This window comes from Brevibacterium ravenspurgense, assembly GCF_001584615.1.
GTDB lineage: Bacteria > Actinomycetota > Actinomycetes > Actinomycetales > Brevibacteriaceae > Brevibacterium > Brevibacterium ravenspurgense.
Window position 1 is genome coordinate 21,121 of record NZ_LQQC01000010.1, and the last position, 16,863, is coordinate 37,983.

A 16,863-nucleotide genomic window follows, 5' to 3' on the forward strand; every position below is an offset into this window, starting at 1 on the left:
ATGGATCATGATGCGGTGGCTCGGTTCTGGCAGGGTTGGCCTATGAGAGCGTCGTATGAAGATGTAGGGCTGTTGGAAACGGCGGCTTTGCGGTATTCGGCTTCTGTGGGTGGGATGAAACCACCGGCGTGGAAGAATCCGCGGCGGTTGTTGTCGTATGAGGAGCGCTGTCAGATTCAGGCGCTGCTGGCGACTGGTTTATCGATTCGAAAGGTTGCTGCTCAGTTAGGGCGTGCGCCGTCAACGATCAGTCGTGAGATTCGGAATAACACGTATGCGAAAACCCGTCATCAATTCCGGGCTGCACGAGCGCATCGTTCAGCGTGGAATGCTCGTCGCCGGCCGAAACCGTCGAAGTTCGCAGCTGATCAGCGTTTGCGTCAGTGGGTGCAGCAGCGGCTGGATGAGAACTATTCTCCAGGACAGATTGTGGGACGCTTACAGTGTGAATTGAAAGCCCGGCTGCGCACAGGCCGATCAGTGCGCAAACCTCGTCGTACCGGTGGCGGGAAACGGGGACAGAACAAGAACATGATCAATATCAGCCAGCGACCTGAAGACGCTGGGCTGCGCAGCGTGCCAGGCCATTGGGAAGGCGATCTGATTATCGGCAAGAACGGCGCGTCATGCATCGGAACAGTCGTTGAGCGCTACTCGAATTACCTGCTCTTGATTTGGATGGAACCCGCGAAAAGCAGGATTGATGCGTTCTGTGAAGGGTTGGTAGAGAAATTAGGAGCTCTGCCGGAGAACTTGAAGCAGTCCCTGACATGGGATCAAGGCAAAGAAATGGCTGAGCATCCACATACCCGCAGACCTTGAGTACGTAGAAAACCACATGAACAACCGACCACGCGCCCGCTTGGAATTCCAGAAACGGATCGATTCCAACTACAAGAAATTCTATAGGTGTCGACGATGGAAAATGCCGATATTGTTTGGTTTCAACTCTGCGGAAAATCAGCGCTGTCCGACCTGGGAGTCGAAGGATTCGGTCTCTACGACATCGACTTCTACGACCGCGACGGCACACCCATCGAAGGCTACACAGGGTTCACCGTCGACATCACTGGTCACAGCGAATTCACCTCCCTGCACTGGCATCAAGGCCTTCGCAACGAATGGTTCTTGACCACTCAACAGGTACTCGATGGACTCTACGAGCGTGGTATTGACGGATTCGAAACTGGCCGCGTGCCACGAAAGTGGATCCCACCATGGAAGCCCGGTGGCACCCCTCCGTTACAGCAGACTGACTAGGCAGGCATCGAAGAAGGAGGCTCCGCCTCGGCAGCCCACAAGGCAGCGCCGAGGCGGAGCCTCCTTCACCTCTCACCTGCAGCGAGCAGCACCCACGGTGCGGTTTCAACGTATTTGCATCTGTTGCCGCCCACGGAGCATGTCCTATTGTGTGAGAAGCGAAGGCCCTGCGCCGGCGCCCCAACCCACTGATCCACCCGTTCACAAAGACGTGAAAGGACGACAATGAGCTGGTTTGACGAACGCCCATGGTTGAAGACCGGTGCGCAGCACGAAGGCTATGGCCGCCCGATTCCCGACACCACGATGCTTCATCTGCTTGACGAGGCGGTGCGCACCACTTCTGATGGTCCCGCGATCCGCTACTGGGGCACGACCATCACCTACCGTGAATTCGACGCCTACGCACGGGCTTTTGCACAGGTTCTTGCCGACGGCGGCTTCGGGGCCGGCGACAGGCTGGGCCTGTACATGCAGAACGTGCCGGCGTTCCCGATTGCGGTGTTTGCCGCATGGAAGCTCGGCGGTCAGGTGGTTCCGCTCAACCCCATGTATCGGGGTGAACTCGAACACATCTTCAACGACTCGCAGCCTAAGGCGATTGTCGTGTCCGCTCACGCCTGGAACGACAGGGTCGCGCAGTGGGCGCAGCACATCCCGCAGATCTTCACCGTCAGCGAAGACGACTTCATCACCGGCCAGCTGCCGCCTGCAATTGCGCCGCTGATGCAGAACACGGACACCGGCCAGACTGACTTCCTCACCGCCATCCGAACGGTCCTCGAGAGCGGAAACACCGACAGTGTTCCCACTGAACCCCCGGTCGGCCCAAAAGACCCGGCAATGATCGGCTACACCTCGGGAACGTCCGGCCGTTCCAAAGGTGCCGAGATCCTGCACGTGGGCATCGCCCACAACGCCCAGATGGCGAAAATCCAGAACGGCTACGGTCCGGAGCACTCCTACTTCACCCTGGCTCCGGTCTTCCACATTACGGGCTTCGTCACCCAGATGCTCGCGGCTGTTGCGTGCGCGAGCACGCTCGTCATGAATTACCGGTTCGAACCGTCTTCGGTGTTGCGCATGCTGCGTGAAGAGAAGCCGCACGCTATGGCCGGCCCGGCAACTGCGTTCCTCGCACTCTTGGCCCACCCTGAGTTCACCGGCACTGAGTTCGACAGCTTCACTGCGATCAACTCCGGTGGAGCACCCGTACCGGAAGCGCTCGTTGAAAAGTTCGAAGAGCGCACGGGACACTACGTCGGTCAGGGCTACGGCCTGACGGAAACCTCCGGCCAATCCGCCGCTGTGCCGCAGGGAATGCGCGCACCCGTTGACGAAAAGACCGGTACTCTGTCTGCTGGCCTGCCGCTGGCGGCCACGATGTATCGGATCATCGACCTTGACGGCAAAGAAGTCGGCCCCGGCGAGGTCGGAGAAATCTGTGTGAGCGGTCCCATCATCGCACGGTCCTACCTCAACAATCCCGAAGCCACCGCGGCCAATATTCCCGGCGGCGAACTGCGCACCGGGGACGTGGGCTACATGAACGAGGACGGCTGGCTGTTCATCATCGACCGCGTGAAGGACATGATCAACAGTTCTGGCTACAAGGTGTGGCCGCGCGAGGTCGAAGACGTCCTGTACCGGCATCCCGCCGTGATGGAAGCAGCCGTCGTCGGCGCTCCCGATGAGTACCGGGGCGAAACCGTCGCTGCTTTTGTCAGCCTCAAAGACGGTCAGCAGGCAAGCGAGGACGAACTCATCGCCTTCTGCCGGGAACGCCTCGCTGCTTACAAGGCTCCGCACAGCGTGACGTTCATCGATGAGGTTCCGAAGAACGCCAGCGGCAAGATTCTGCGCCGTGAGGTCCGTCGCACGGCTGCCGAAGCCGCTGAAGCCGCCGGCACTGCCGGCTGACGCGTCACTGCATCCACCACCGCACGCGCCGGTATTCCGGAAGCATCAAGCCTTTCGGGAGACCGGCGCTGTCATGCGGGGCGCTAGACTTTCGGCGATGTCACAACCGCCTGTCTCTCTTAACCGCGAAATCATCCGGCTGGCCCTGCCCGCGCTCGGTGCGTTGGCCGCGGAACCTGTTTTTCTTCTGGCTGACACCGCGATGGTGGGCCACCTGGGTGCTGATGCTCTGGGCAGCTTGGCCGTTGCCGGTGCTGTCGTCCAGACCGTTCTGGGGCTCATGATCTTTCTGGCTTACGCCACGACCCCGCGGGTTGCACGCAGGCTCGGCCGCGGTGACACCCGAGGCGCCGTTTCGGCCGGTTTCGACGGCATGTGGTTGGCTCTTGTCACCTCCGCGGTGCTGCTCGCGGCGGGTCTGCCTTTTCTGGAGAGCGTCGTAAAGCTCATCGGTCCGGCTCCCGAGGTGGTGCCGGGCGCGGTCTCGTATCTCACGATTTCGTGGTGGGGGCTTCCGTTCATGCTCGTCGTCATTGCGGCTACGGGCCTTCTGCGGGGTCTGCAGGATACGCGCACCCCGCTGATAGTCGCTGTCGGCGGTTTCGGGGTCAACATCGCGCTGAACGCCCTTTTCATCTACGGGCTCGACATGGGGGTTGCCGGTTCTGCTTTGGGGACGGTGACTGCCCACGGGCTCATGTGCACCGTGTATGTGGTTATCGCTTTTCGCGCAGCAACCCGGTACGGGGCAAGTCTGCGGCCCGACTGGGCGGGCGTGCTGTTTGCAGCCCGCACCTCCGGATGGCTGCTGCTGCGCAATGCGGCTCTGCGGACTGCGCTCATCATCCTGGTGAGCCTCGCTGCCGTGCGCGGCACGGCTGAACTCGCCGCCCTGCAGATCGCGCAGACGCTCTTCAATTCTCTGGCGCTCGTGCTTGATTCGCTGGCCATAGCGGGTCAGGCTCTCGTGGGCCTGCAGATAGGCCGGCGGGATCGGGCGATGGTCCACGCAGTCAACCGCCGTCTGGTTCTGTGGGGAGTGGGCTTCGGCTGCATTGTCGGAGCACTCCTCGCCGCGGTATCACCGTGGGTGGGCCTTTTCTTCACGTCAGACCCGCAGGTCATCGACATCACGCTGCAGCTGGTGATCGTGTTGGCCATCAGCCTGCCGTTGGCCGGCTATGTCTTCACAATCGACGGCATCCTCATGGGGGCAGAGGATGCCCGCTACCTGGCGCTTGCTCAAGTGGGTGCCTGTGCGGGCTTCGCAGTTTTGGCTTTCACCGCGGAAGCCCTGTGGCCGAGCATCGTGGTGCTGTGGGCGTGCTTTGCCATCGGCTTCGTGGCCTTCCGCGCAATCGGCCTGGGTGTGCGCATGCGGGAGGACACGTGGATCATCCGCGCGGAGAGGCTACAGTGAGTGCCATGGACATCACACCTCTTGAACCCGGCAGCGAAGAACAGCTGCGTCCCTTTGCGGACATGGTTCCCGGTGCGCCCGCTGACTGCGATCAGGGGCTCGTTGCCCGCGTTTCGGGTCAGCCTGTCGGAGCGGCGTGGCTGAAAGACGACGGCCCGGCAGCAGCGGGCTTTGTCGGTGAGGGCATTCCGCAGGTCTATGTCGCCGTTGCCGAAGAACACCAGGGCGAAGGGCTTGGCACGAAGCTTCTGGGCGGAGTGCTGTCACTTGCCCGCATGTCCGGGGCACCCGCTGTGAGCGCTGCAATAGCCGAAGCGAACGAAGCTCAGGAGCTCTTCGGCCGGCTGGGCTTCACGGACGTGGGCTTCGGCGAGGGCACATATGTACTGTTAGCCGACCTCGGCGAGCGCTCATGACACACCCCTTGGATGAAGCTGTCCGCTTCACCACCACCAGTTCTGACGATTCTCGGGCAGTGCTGCGCGCAGCAACCCACCCCGCGTACAACAACATGGTCGGCCCCTTCGGCGGGATCACGGCAGCACAGCTGCTGGCCGCAGTCCAACAGCACCCCGCAGCACAGGGGAATCCTGCCGCCCAAACTCTCAACTACACATCACCTGTGGAGTACGGCGAGTTCGACATTCACCTGGAACTGGTGCAGACGAACAACTCGAACCAGCACTGGAACGTGCGGATTACGCAGGGGGAGAGCACACCGGTCACCGGCAGCGTGGTCTTCACATCCGAACGTGACACCTTTGCACATCAAGAAGCGCGTTTGCCGCAGGTGCCGGGCCCAGAAGAGTGCGAGTCGGCTCCGCCCGTGAATGATCTGCGCTGGCTGGACAACTACGAGTTCCGCTTTGCCCGCGGCGCCTATGAGCTGGGCCGCGAACACGACGACTCCGAATCCGTCTACTGGCTGCGCCACACACCCAGCCGCCACTGGGACGCGCCCTCTTTGGCCAGTGCAGCGGATTCCTTCTTCCCGCGCATCTTTCGACGCACCGGCAAACCGCACCCGGCAGCCACGATCTCACTGACCACGTACTTCCTGGGCACGCCGGAAGAATACGCATCCGCGGGTGAATACGTGCTCTGCCAGGGCCGCGCACAGCGCTTCGGCGGAGGAACAGCAGATCAGAGCGCCCGCCTGTTCAGCTCCGAAGGACACTTGCTGGTCTCAACTCACCAGCTGACGTACTTCCGCGGCTGAGCGCTCCGGAAGTCCCCACCAAAAAGCACGAGGTGCCGCTCAGGTGAGCGGCACCTCGTGCTTCTTCTGGCTGGGGTCAGGGGAGAGCCGGCTTGCGTATCAGGCGTTCTTCGCCGGGAAGCGGCGCAGGCCCTCCACAAGAGCGTCACGGTCGCCGGCAAAGCAGACGCGCACCCAGCCTTCGCCGAAGCTGCCAAACGCGGTGCCCGGAGCGACCGCCACGCGGTGCTCCCGCAGGAAGTTCTGCGCCCATGCGCCGACATCGCCGGCGGAGTCGTGGCTGACGTTGACGAAAAGGTAGAAACCGCCGGCGGGGTTGACGTATTCGAGACCGAGCTCATCAAGCACTTCGAGAGCGGCACGCCGGTTCTCGGTGTAGTGGTCACGCGCAGCTTCGAGGTCGTCCTGCGGGCCTGCCACCGCGGCAATCGCAGCGTACTGCGACGGAGTGTTGACACAGCTTGCATTGGCTTCCTGGACCGCGGCAAAGCGCACGTCGAGGCCCTTGGGCAGCACCAGGTAGCCCAGGCGGGCGCCCGTGAGCGCGTAGCTCTTCGACAGCGAGTACACCGACATCACCCGGCCGTCGGTGTCGAAGACAGCCGGCGAGGTGAAGGGCACCTGCGCGTCTTCGAACAGAATGTGCTCGTAGACCTCATCGCTGATGACCCACAGGTCGTGGCGCTTGGCGAAGTCCATGATCTGCTCGATGAGTGCAGGCGGGATGACAGTGCCCAGAGGGTTGGACGGGCTGTTGATGAGAATCGCCTTCGTCTTCTCGGTCACGAGACCCTCGAGCACGTCAAGGCGCGGCAGGAATCCGTCTTCGGGGTTCAGGTGGTAGGCAACCGGTGTGGCGCTCATGAGCATGGGAGTCATGAAGAACGTGGCGTATCCGGGGTCTGGGACGAGGATTTCGTCACCCGGGTCGAGCGCCATGCTCATGGCCACGTTGAGCGCCTGCGAACCGCCGGCAGCGACGTTGATCTGATCGGGATCGACCGTGTAGCCGTTGTAGGTGCGCAGCTTCTGGGCAAGAGTTTCACGCAGTTCGTCAATGCCCTGGTTGGCGGTGTAGCTCAGGTCGTCGCGCAGCCAGGCGTCAGCGCCGGCCTTCTTCACGTGCTCCGATACAGGCAGGCTGGGTTCGCCGACAGACAGGTCGATGACATTGTCCATTTTTGCGGCGAGTTCGAAGACCGCGCGAATACCGGAATCGGGAACATTGGCAGCGCGCTGGCTCAGCTTCGGCATGGGGACTCCTCGGGGGCACTATGAAATAACTGTCAGGGATGTGCACACAGTCAATCACGCGGTTTCAGTCTTGAAAAGAGCAGCGTATAGCAATGTGCACATATGTCGATGGCTTTCTATGACAGGCATGCGCGCTGCGGCCTAGCCTGTGCGGAGCCAAAGCCCGTTGACAGTCTCATTGACAGTGAGGAAACACCGTGGTTCGTCCGCACCCCATGACCGCCGCACTCGCGGCCGCTGCAATCAGCGCTTCAGCTTTTATGCCGACCGTCCCAGTCAACGCTGCCGAAGGAGCTGCCGCAAAGGCAGTGTGCCCTCCGGCCGCGCAGAACAAAGCCGACCATGAACGGCTGGCGCTTGAAAAAGAGCACACGGACGCGGTTTCCATGTGCCTTGACGGTCAGAAGAACATGCGCCTGTTCACGAAGGCCGACCTCGCTTCCGGGAACGGGCAGCGCCTCGCGCCGGAAGACGTCGCGTTCCACGTGACCGACGCCCTCAAAACCCAGGTGCCCGCCGAAGGCTTCGAATTCACCGGTGCGGCCGGCAAGGACGCCTGGATGATTCCCGAAACTCAGAACCACGACGGGATCTGGGCTGGCTGGAACACCGAAGAAATCCGTGAGGGCATGGTCGACGGAGACCACGTCACGATGCGCCTGAACCAGAAGAAGTCCTCCCTGCCGGAAGGTGCGCAGGTCGAGATCTTCCAGGCCGGTCTGTTCGGGACCAAGCGCATCCTGTCCTCATCAGATCCCAAGCACGCCAGCTTCGACCAGTCGCTGGGAGCACACGTTCACGCCAACTGGACCTTCACCAAACCCGGTGTCTACCGTCTGGTCTTCTCCGCCGAGGCCACCGTTGACGGAAAGAAAACCGCTGACGAAAAGGAATACGTCTTCGCAGTCGGCCAATCCGGCATTGACGAACTGAAGAAGCCCACCGACGATTCGGATGGCCAGCCGAACCCGGACAACCCCGACGGTACGCAGCCGCCCAGCGGTCCCGGGGGCGGCACCTCGGGCCCCGGAGAGGGCCAGGCGCCCAACCAGCCGAACCCGCCCACGGACTCCGGCACCCCTGAACTCGCACCGGACACCGTGAAGGTCACGAAGGACAAAGACTCCTACAAGCTTGGGGACCAGCCGAAGCTGACCGCGAAAGCGGGGGCGAAGACCGATGTTCAAATCCAGTGGCAGACCAAGCAGCGCGGTGACAGCTGGCGCAGCTACCAGGGTGCTGCTGGAAACACACTCGTCCTGCCGAAGCTGACGGACGACTACCGCGACATGCAGGTCCGCGCCCTGGCTGTGGCAAAAACCGGTGCGCAGACTGTCTCGGAGCCGGTGACAATTGACATCGAGGGCAAAGAGCAGAACAAGCAGGCCGGAAAGAAAGACGCGGAGTCAAACGGTGCTCCGTCCGCCGGCGGTACGGCAGCCGCCCCAGCGGCTCCAGGCGCACAGCCTGCAGCGCAGCCGGCCGGATCGGCACCCCAGCCGTGTGTGCCAGATGCGTCAGCCGGTGGTGGTGCCGGTGGTGACGCCGCCGGAAGCGCCGGTGCGTCCGGCGGATCCTCTGCGGGAGGCACAAACGGTGCTGGGGCGCAGGGCAGTACAGCACCAAAGGGGCAGCGCGTGCGCGCAGAAGCCGGGCACTTTGACTTCGGCGCGCGACTGATTGGCGGTCAGGCCTCCGCACAGGTCAAGGATGACCGCACCGCACCGCCGGTGTGGCGCAACCCTGACGACGTTGAATTCATCATCGGCCAGGCCGCAAAGAAGCCCGTTCCGGCCGGCTACGAGTTCCTCGGTGCCGCCGGATCGCAGGTCTACATGATTTCGCAGCAGCAGGAAGACCGTGTTCCGTGGCTGGGCTGGAACACCCAGGACCCAGAGATCATGAACCGCGCATCGAAAGTCACGATGACTCTGACCAATGTCAGCGGTCCCGGCCAGATGCACGTCTTTCTCGGCGGCAGCGGACTCGGCGGCGGCAGCGCCACCCGTGTGTTCAGCAAGGCCGGCGACTCCTACCAGGTGCCGGTGGGAACACACCAGCACGGCTTCTGGGCATTCACAAAACCCGGTAACTACACCGCCACCATCCGGTTCACCGTGGCTCTGAAGTCCGGCGGCACCACGACGGCCGACGGCACCCTGCACTTCAACGTCGGAGGCGGCGCACAGGCCGGCGGCAGCATCAAAGCCGACCAGCAGTCAGCTGAGGGTCAGCAGCCGGCTGGGGAGCAGCCGACAGACGGCGCCACACCTCAGACGGGGGAGCAGATCGCTGACGATTCCGCATCGCCAGCCCGGGAGCCAACGGGTGATCCGTGCGCGCTGCCCCGAACCGGCGTGAACGGCAGCGGCGCGACCGGCGCTGTCGGTCTTGGCCTACTGACCGTCGGTGCGGCCGCCGTCTGGATCCAGCGTCGTCGCACCTCCAAGTGAAGGTCCGCCGACTGCTGAGGGTCGCGGCAGCAAGCGCCGCGGCCCTCGCCCTGACCGGCTGTGCAACGGGTCTGCCCAGCAGCGCAGAACAGCTGCGCGTGGTCGCCACAACCGGCATCATCGCCGACCTGGCCTCCCACGTCGCAGGTGATGCCGCCCAAGTCCAGCCGCTCGTGCCCAAAGGAGCCGACCCGCACAGCTACGAGCCGACCCTGCGGGACGTACGCAGCATCGTCTACGCCGACGTCGCCCTGACGAACTACCAGATGCTCGAAGAGCACCGGCTCATCACGACGGTCGATGCGAACCTGCCGAAAACTGCAATCAACGCGGCGGTGGCCGAAAGCGCTGTGAAACACGGGGCCAACGTCATCCCGCTGGTTGAAGACGTCCACCTGGACACCGTGTGGTTGGGGCTGCGAGTGCACGGCACCGCGGATTCTCGAGGTGCCGACCGCAGTTCCGAGGTGCGTCTGAGGATGACGGGGGCTTCCGTGCCGGAAGGAGCTTCAGCGCACACGTTCCTCACGCGTTCGCTGGGCCAGACGGACGTGCTGTTCGACACGACTGACGGCTTCGGCCAGGAAGATCTGGTGAGTCTGCCGCCGGCGGCCCACACCCACGTGTCCTGGGCCTTCAGCAAACCTGGGGTCTACCGGCTGCGGTTCTCCGCCGGTTTGGCCGCGCGCGCAGAAGACAGCCGCGAAGAGCGGCTGGCCAGCGGCGAATTTGCAGTCGTCGTCGGCAAAGACCCCGCGACGATCCCGGAAATGAAAGACCGCAGGGTTGTCGATGGGGGTCACGCCGACATCACGGTCGATGCCGATGCCGGCAGATTCGCCCTGGCCGTGGACAAAAAGGGCGGGGGACTGGAGTACCTGGACCCGGCGGAAACCGTCGTATCCGTGACCAACAGCGCGTGGAGGGACATCCCGCGCGGAGCATCGTTCCTCGGCCCTGCAGGCACACCCACCTACCTGCTGCCGCAGGCTGTGCTCGGCAAACACGTCCACGGGGAAATCGACCCGCACATGTGGCTGTCAGCAGACAACGCAATCGCCTACGTCAAGGTCATCCGCGATGTCTTCAGCCGTGCCGATCCCGCCAATGCTGAAACCTACAGGGCGAATGCCGCGGAGTACATCGATCAGCTCGACCAGCTGGATGACGAGGTGCGTCGCGACATCGACGCAATACCCAAACACAGGCGGCACATTGTCACAGCGCACGACGCGTACCGGTACTTTGCGGATGCCTACGGGCTCTCAATCGCCGGCTTCGCAAGTCCTCATCCGGGAGCAGAGCCGTCTGCCGCAGACCGGCGCAGACTCGGCGACACCATCCGGAACCTCGACATCCCTGCCGTGTTCCTGGAGCCGATGGGCCGCTCACCTGCGCTGACAGATGCGGCCGCCTCGGAAGGCGCCGAAATCTGCACGCTCTACTCCGACACCTTTGACAACCACGTATCCAGCTACATCGAACTCATGCGCACCAACGCCCGCACTCTGAAAGGCTGCCTCGCACCATGACAATCGCAAAGAGACTCTCAGGCATCCTCGCCGCCGCCATGACCGCAGCCATCGTCGCCAGCGGAACATCAGCGGCAGCGGCACCAGCCGACGGCGGCCAAGACGGACTGCAGCAGAAAGTCACCAGTGACGAAGCATTCGGCAGCGAGCAGGTCATGCGCTCAGAAGGCCACATCGACCTGGGCCCGAAGATCGTCGAGGGCGGACTCGTTTTCGCCGCACGCGATGACACCGAAAGCACACCCGTGTGGCGGCACCTGGACGACCTCGTCCTCCAAGTCGGCGATACCGCCAAGACACAGATCCCAGAAGGAGACCAGTACGACTTCACCGGCGCCTCGACCGGGGAGGACGTGTGGATCATTCCCCAGGTCGAACAGCCCGGAGTGCCGTGGCTGGGCTGGAACACACAGGACCCTGCATTCCTCGACGGCGCGGTTGACAACGTCACCCTGCGCTTCACCGGCGCACAGGGACCGGGGAAGGTGAGCCTGTTCCTGCAGAACGGCGATTTCGGCGAACCCGATGTTCTGTGGACGGCAGACAAAGCTGCTGACGTCAATGTCGACCTCAACACCCACACGCACGCCAACTGGGTCTTCACGAAGCCCGGCATCTACCTGGTGACCGTCAGCCTGAGCTCCAAGCGCAGCGACGGCACCACGAGTGAAGACACGCAGACCATCCGGCTGGCCGTCGGCGATGACGCCGACCCCAAGGAAGCAGCACAGGCAGAAGCCACGCAGCCGGCATCAGGCGAACAGGACAGCGCACAGCAGGCAGACAGTGCCGCTGAGGGCGCCGACCCGGCGGTTCTCATCGCCATCGGCATCGGTGCTGTTGCAGTGCTCGCCGCTGTTTTCTTCACCGTCATCGCCGTCATCAACCGACGCCGCAGGGCCGCAGGTGACCGCCGTGAGTGAACCGCTGCTGACACTTGACGGGGTCACGGCTTCACTGGGTGGGCGGACAATCGTCCGCGGTGCCGACCTTGAGATCCGGGCCGGGGAGTTCACCGCGCTGCTGGGACCCAACGGTGCGGGCAAAACAACCCTGCTGCGCTCCATCCTCGGCACCATCCCGTCTACTGGAACCATCACGGTCAACGGCAAGCCCATCTCCAGGAAGAACCGCCCCGGCTACGTACCGCAGCACCAGTCCTTCGCGTGGGACTTTCCCGTCACGGTGGCCACAGCCGTCATGACGGGGCTGCCCAGGCGCCTGCTGCGGCCGGTCGAGCACTACCGAGCGGTCGACAAAGTGCTGGCTCACGTCCAGCTCGCCGACTTCGCCGACCGGCCCGTCGGTGCGCTCTCGGGTGGGCAGAAACAGCGTGTTCTCGTAGCGCGCGCACTCGTGGGAGGAGCCGATGTTCTCCTGCTTGACGAACCGTTCACCGGAGTCGACATGCCGACACAGGAGTTCCTCACCGAGGTCTTCACCGACCTCGCCGGCAACGGCACCGCCATCTTCATGTCCACCCACGACCTGCCGGCGGCCCTGCGCACCTGCTCCCACTGTGTGCTGTTCGACGGAACCGTGCGCGCACACGGCGCGACAGAGGACATCCGCAGCCGTGAACTGTGGGCTGACGTCTTCGGCATCGACGCGACATCCTCCCTTCTGGAGGCAGTGTGACGCCCCTGGACTTCTTCACCGACCTGTTCAACCCGCAACTGGCATTCCTGCCCCGTGCGCTCGCCATGGCCATCCTGGCCGCAGCACTGTGCGGAATCGTCGGCACCTACGTTGTGCTGCGCGGGATGAGCTTCATTGGCGACGCCGTTTCGCACGCCGTCTTCCCAGGCCTTGCGACCGCCTTCGTCATCGGAGCCGACCTTGCACTGGGCGGCAGCATTGCGGGGCTTGTGACCTCGCTGGCCGTCGCCGTGGTGTCGCAGCTGCGCAGACTGCGGGAAGACTCCGTCATCGGTGTGTTCCTCGTGGCGGCCTTCGGCCTGGGCATCGTCATCATCTCCCGGGCGCCCGGATACGCGGGATCACTCACCGACTTCCTGTTCGGCTCCCTGACGGGAGTCCCGGTGCGCGACCTCGTGATCGTCGCGGCTGTTGGAGCTTTTATCGCGGTGCTGTTGGCGGTTTTCCACCAGCAGCTCGTCGCCGTCAGCCTTGACCGAGAGTTCGCCGCCGTGCAGGGCATTCGCGTGTTCTGGATCGACATGCTGCTCTACGTGTGCGTGACTCTGGCCGTCGTCTTCTCCATTCAGACGGTGGGCAACATCCTGGTGCTCGGTCTGCTCATTACGCCAGCCGCTGCCGCTCGGATGCTGACAGAGCGTCTGTCCGTCATGTTCGTACTCGCGCCGACCATCGGTGCGGTGTCAGCGTTCATCGGCCTGTGGCTGTCCTGGACTCTTGACACCCCGGTCGGCGGCACAATCGTTCTTGTGCTCACCGCAGTCTTCTGTGTGGCATGGCTGGCGGCTCCGCGCCACGGACTCATCTTCCGGTTGAGGTCCGCATGACGATGTGCCGCTGGGCTGTTGCTGCTGCGTGTGCTCTCGCTGTGCTCGCCCCTGGGACGGCCGCCGCTGCCGAACCGAAAGGCGAAGCGCAGATCCGCGTTGAGGGGAAGACGGGAGGAACCGTCGAATTCCCTGCTGCCGGAAGAGCCGTCCTCGCCGGCGACGAACTGAGCTTCGCGGATGCCGACGCGCTGCGCATCCTCGGCAGGCCCGTGCCGCTGACAGCCCACTGGACACACGGAGGTGCCCTCGAGGTGCCCGTCACCGGTCCCGCCGGTGTTTATTGCATTGGTGTTCGCGACGGGGAGCGCACCAGCCCTCGCGTGGAAAAAGTCCTCCTGGGTCAGCGATCCGCACTTGGACCAGAAGCAGACATAGAGTGCCCGGATTCGGTCGAGTCGCTTCCCTCGGTCGATCAGCCGGGCCAGCCCCCACACGAGGACCACCCGGGCGAGCCAGAAGATCAGCCCAGCTCTGCCTCGTCAGAAGAACAGAGTCAAGGAGAGAACCCCGGTGAGCAACAGCCGCCCCCGCAGTTTCGCGCGACGCCCTCTTGGGAAACCGGAACAGCCGACGAAAAACCGGCCCTCCCCGAAGCCCTGCCGGCCTACGCGATGATGTGCGACGGCGATGCCCGCACCATTCGGAGCGGAATCGCCGAAGCAGAAAGCGCCACGGCAATGGGAATTGCCGCAGACGCCAAGCAGCAGGGGGAGTGGCGCACTGGTCTGCCCGGCAGCCCGCAGCTGCAGTTCACGGCCGGCGATGCGGACAAGCAGATTGAGCTGTCCGAAGTCGACGGCCCCGGCAGCGTCTCGCTGCTGACAATCGACCCGGTCGGCGCAGAAGAGCTTCTGGCCCAAGAGGGCGAAAGCTTCTCAGTGCCCGCGCAGAGCACAATGATGCCGACGCTGAGCTTCTCACAGCCGGGCCAATACACGCTCGGCCTGCGGATCGACGGAAAAGACACGAAGCTCAACGTGAGCGTGGGCGAACTGCGCTCCGACAAAGGCAGTGCGGTCGACGCGGCGCTCGAACGCTGCGAAGGCGCCTACAGCCTGGCGTCAGCCGCCGCTGCTCCGCAGGCCGTCCAGCCACAGCAGCGACAGGCGCAGCGCTCGCCGCTGCTGTGGCTGGTGGCAGGCGGTGCCTTCGGCCTCGGAGGGGTTCTGCTTGCCGTGCCCATCGGCATCCTGACGCGGAGGCGCCGATGAAGCACGCGACAGCGGTTGTGTCCGCTCTGCTGGGAATCGCAAGTCTTGTGCTCGGCGGCCTTCTGGTGGTTCAGCTGCAGAACGATGACTCCGCGACCCACCCGACTCCACCACCAGTGCCGGAGCGCCCCGAATCACCTGACCTCCCGGCTGATGAAAAGCAGAGCCCTCAGCCGCCACAGCTCGAATCGCCATGGCTGACAGCAGCAGCCGAAAAGACCGGGATACCGGCGCGTGCTCTGCAGTCTTATGTCACCGCCGAAGCGTGGGCGGGCAGGGAACATCCCGAATGCGGTTTGGGATGGACCACGCTGGCGGGCATCGGGTTCGTCGAAACAGCCCACGGCACCATCGGCGGGTCCGCCGTCGATGACACCGGGGTGGTCAAGCCGGAGATCTTCGGGCCGAAGCTCGACGGCTCTGTGCGCGGCACGGCTGTCATCACCGACACCGACGGGGGACGGCTCGACGGGGACAATGAGCACGATCGGGCGGTCGGACCCATGCAGTTCCTGCCCAGCGTGTGGGACAAGATGGCGGTCGACGCGAACGGCGACGGCAAGAAAGACCCGCACAGCTATGACGATGCGGCCGTGACAGCCGCGGCCTACCTGTGTGCCGAACGCAGCATCACGACACCTGAAGAGTGGACGAAGGCGGTTTTCTCCTACAACCCCGATGAGGCCTATGTGAATGCGGTGTGGCAGGCGGCGAACAAAGCCGGCACTGACGCTGCTGCGTAGGCGAAGTGCGCGTGGGTCGGCAGGTGACTCCTACCTTCTGACCCGACGTGGCACCGACCAGGGGCCACGCCTTTCAGGCGCGTTATGTCCCGAAAGTCAATCTGGCCCCTGTCTGGCCGTCGCTCCCACGAGCCGTGAGTGAAGTCCGGCGTGGGGATAGCCTCGGTCCTTCGCTCGCTGTGGCTCGTGAATGCGAGCAGGTGCGGAACGCTCCCGAGGTGGCTCGATGGGACCAAGCCACCTCGGCCGCCTAGCCGTCGGTGACGAAGGCCCCCTCGTGATGACCATCGGTGTCGAGGTCGACGACCCCGTCGTGGGGGTGTAGTGCATCTGCGTGATGCGCGCGTCGGTGCGCCACAGGCGTTCGGCGGCGAGATAGACGCCCTGTCACAGCCAAACATGTGACACGCCTCACCTGCCAGTACAACCTTCCGAAGCGGTTTTACCTCGTTTGAGGTATGCAACAGACCAAAGTCGCAATCTAAAGTGCAGACAGGGTGAAGGACAGTTTGATGTCGACACATCCGGCGCTCTATTGGCGTCTACTTGCACACCGAAGAAAAGAATATGAAAACTGCTGCTGCAGTCGGCCGGTCAGTTTGGGGCACGCAATGGTTCAAGTTCGCTGGCATCAAGTTGACTGAAACGAAGGTCTGGGGGAAATACTCGTCCAACAAGGGTAAAATCACCAAGATCACCGATTATGGGTGCCAGGTCGTCAAGAACCTCGTGCTTGGCAAGAACGTGACCGTAAGCAAGCAGAGCAAGGCCTTCACGTCCTCGACGGCAACCTTCAAATGCAAGGTCCGCATTGAACGTGGGGCCATCAAGGGGATGAATTGGTCGACCCGCGAGGGCTATCATACTCTTAAGGCCAACGCCGGCGGCAAAGTAACCTTCAATGGCTGGACCTGAAAGGAATCGTGATCTAGATGAATCCTCTAGTACCAGACGCATGGGACATATTCGGGGTTGTCCTGGTGATAGCTATCATCTTGGTCATCACCGGAACCGTAATTTGGATGGTTAGGCGAGCTCGACGTAAGGAACACACATCGGTGTGTGAATCAGAGCCACGAGACGAAGCAGTCGGTCAGAACTAGCGGTTTTCAGGCAGCTCCGCTCCTTGAGTCGGCGTGCAAGGGCCGGACGATAGACGTCACGTTTACCGTCCGGCCCTTGCACGCCGTTGCTCCACGTCTCCTTCGGACCCCACATGCTGCAGGTCAGAGCCCACCGTTGCCCCCCCTGCGCAGACTGCCGTTGGGTATGGCTGTGGGACACCGTCGAGCCCCGGCACCGGAAGCAGGCTCACGGCGGCGATCATTGGTCGTATCGAGCACCCTCACGGCACCGTGCTCG

At 63.3% G+C, this 16,863-nt stretch carries 15 protein-coding genes; 14 read left to right on the top strand and 1 reads right to left on the bottom strand.

Annotated features, from left to right (window positions below; genetic code table 11):
* The first annotated feature begins 42 nt into the window (after positions 1–42).
* The 6 genes from Bravens_RS10410 to Bravens_RS04645 all read left to right on the top strand — a co-directional run bounded on the left by Bravens_RS10410 (position 43) and on the right by Bravens_RS04645 (position 5,819).
* The gene (locus tag Bravens_RS10410) at positions 43–822 is read left to right on the top strand and encodes an IS30 family transposase (RefSeq protein ID WP_167346392.1); all 780 of its coding nucleotides are present in this window, start codon (positions 43–45) and stop codon (positions 820–822) included.
* 96 nt (positions 823–918) lie between these two features.
* The gene (locus Bravens_RS04625; RefSeq protein ID WP_019175313.1) at positions 919–1,260 is read left to right on the top strand and encodes a hypothetical protein; all 342 of its coding nucleotides are present in this window, start codon (positions 919–921) and stop codon (positions 1,258–1,260) included.
* A gap of 225 nt (positions 1,261–1,485) precedes the next feature.
* Entirely contained in the window at positions 1,486–3,180 is a 1,695-nt protein-coding gene (locus tag Bravens_RS04630; protein ID WP_062020748.1) for an AMP-binding protein, read from the top strand.
* Between the two features lie 97 nt (positions 3,181–3,277).
* Complete coding sequence (locus Bravens_RS04635; RefSeq protein ID WP_062020751.1) at positions 3,278–4,600, top strand: MATE family efflux transporter; 1,323 nt, start codon at positions 3,278–3,280, stop codon at positions 4,598–4,600.
* Positions 4,601–4,605: 5 nt separating this feature from the next.
* On the top strand, positions 4,606–5,016 hold the full coding sequence (locus Bravens_RS04640) for a GNAT family N-acetyltransferase (protein WP_157452706.1): 411 nt from the start codon (positions 4,606–4,608) through the stop codon (positions 5,014–5,016).
* Positions 5,013–5,819, top strand: a complete 807-nt coding sequence (locus tag Bravens_RS04645) for an acyl-CoA thioesterase (protein WP_082791038.1) — start codon at positions 5,013–5,015, stop codon at positions 5,817–5,819. Before Bravens_RS04640 ends, Bravens_RS04645 begins: the two co-directional genes overlap by 4 nt.
* Positions 5,820–5,918: 99 nt before the next feature.
* On the opposite strand, the gene Bravens_RS04650 is transcribed toward Bravens_RS04645, so the two are convergent.
* Positions 5,919–7,073, bottom strand: a complete 1,155-nt coding sequence (locus Bravens_RS04650; RefSeq protein ID WP_062020759.1) for a pyridoxal phosphate-dependent aminotransferase — start codon at positions 7,071–7,073, stop codon at positions 5,919–5,921.
* A 197-nt stretch (positions 7,074–7,270) separates the two neighbouring features.
* On the opposite strand from Bravens_RS04650, the gene Bravens_RS04655 reads away from it, so the two are divergent.
* The 8 genes from Bravens_RS04655 to Bravens_RS04690 all read left to right on the top strand — a co-directional run bounded on the left by Bravens_RS04655 (position 7,271) and on the right by Bravens_RS04690 (position 16,416).
* Positions 7,271–9,526, top strand: a complete 2,256-nt coding sequence (locus tag Bravens_RS04655; protein ID WP_157452707.1) for a TIGR03773 family transporter-associated surface protein — start codon at positions 7,271–7,273, stop codon at positions 9,524–9,526.
* Entirely contained in the window at positions 9,523–11,058 is a 1,536-nt protein-coding gene (locus Bravens_RS04660) for an anchored repeat ABC transporter, substrate-binding protein (protein WP_062020766.1), read from the top strand. The genes Bravens_RS04655 and Bravens_RS04660 overlap by 4 nt, the downstream gene beginning before the upstream one ends.
* Positions 11,055–11,981, top strand: coding sequence for a choice-of-anchor M domain-containing protein (locus Bravens_RS04665; RefSeq protein ID WP_062020769.1), 927 nt, complete (start codon positions 11,055–11,057; stop codon positions 11,979–11,981). Before Bravens_RS04660 ends, Bravens_RS04665 begins: the two co-directional genes overlap by 4 nt.
* Entirely contained in the window at positions 11,974–12,696 is a 723-nt protein-coding gene (locus tag Bravens_RS04670) for a metal ABC transporter ATP-binding protein (RefSeq protein ID WP_062022243.1), read from the top strand. Before Bravens_RS04665 ends, Bravens_RS04670 begins: the two co-directional genes overlap by 8 nt.
* On the top strand, positions 12,693–13,544 hold the full coding sequence (locus tag Bravens_RS04675) for an anchored repeat-type ABC transporter permease subunit (RefSeq protein ID WP_062020772.1): 852 nt from the start codon (positions 12,693–12,695) through the stop codon (positions 13,542–13,544). The genes Bravens_RS04670 and Bravens_RS04675 overlap by 4 nt, the downstream gene beginning before the upstream one ends.
* Positions 13,541–14,758 (top strand): hypothetical protein, encoded by a 1,218-nt coding sequence (locus Bravens_RS04680; RefSeq protein WP_062020775.1) that lies wholly within the window; start codon positions 13,541–13,543, stop codon positions 14,756–14,758. The genes Bravens_RS04675 and Bravens_RS04680 overlap by 4 nt, the downstream gene beginning before the upstream one ends.
* Positions 14,755–15,501 carry a lytic transglycosylase domain-containing protein gene (locus Bravens_RS04685; RefSeq protein WP_062020777.1) on the top strand — a complete coding sequence of 249 codons (747 nt, stop codon included), beginning with the start codon at positions 14,755–14,757 and terminating at the stop codon, positions 15,499–15,501. The genes Bravens_RS04680 and Bravens_RS04685 overlap by 4 nt, the downstream gene beginning before the upstream one ends.
* 567 nt (positions 15,502–16,068) lie before the next feature.
* A complete protein-coding gene (locus Bravens_RS04690) occupies positions 16,069–16,416 on the top strand; it encodes a hypothetical protein (RefSeq protein ID WP_062020780.1) in 348 nt (115 codons plus the stop codon).
* Positions 16,417–16,863 lie beyond the last annotated feature (447 nt).